The sequence below is a fragment of the Alcanivorax sp. HI0007 genome (genome assembly GCF_001635525.1).
Taxonomy (GTDB): domain Bacteria; phylum Pseudomonadota; class Gammaproteobacteria; order Pseudomonadales; family Alcanivoracaceae; genus Alcanivorax.
In genome coordinates, this window is the sequence record NZ_LWEJ01000070.1 from 1 (window position 1) to 335 (window position 335).

Below are 335 nucleotides of genomic sequence, written 5' to 3' on the forward strand. Positions count from 1 at the left end.
CCGGGATGTCATCAATCTGCTGGATGTGGCGCCAGGGCCGGACGATAACGCCGCACCCGCATCGAGCTGCCATCGTCCCGCGGCACCTGGTGATCGACCACCACGGGCAAAGACACCGGCGCCACATCCAGCAGATTGATGACATCCCGGTACAGGCGGCGAGCCTGTTCCACGGTACCGCTATCCAGCGTCGGCTTGGCGGCGCTGAGCGCCAACAGGAAGCGCAGGCGGGAATCCAGATGGGAGCGACTGTGGGTTTCCAGGCCTGCGGACAGCTTGTCCAGCACCGCACCGGGCAGGCTCATCAGGGCGCGCACCGCGCCACGCTCGAATAC

Annotated in this window: 1 pseudogene; it reads right to left on the reverse strand. The window is 66.3% G+C overall.

The features are described from left to right. Window positions 1–11 precede the first annotated feature (11 nt). Window positions 12–335, reverse strand: a pseudogene (locus A3714_RS17905) (alpha/beta hydrolase); the annotation flags it as partial.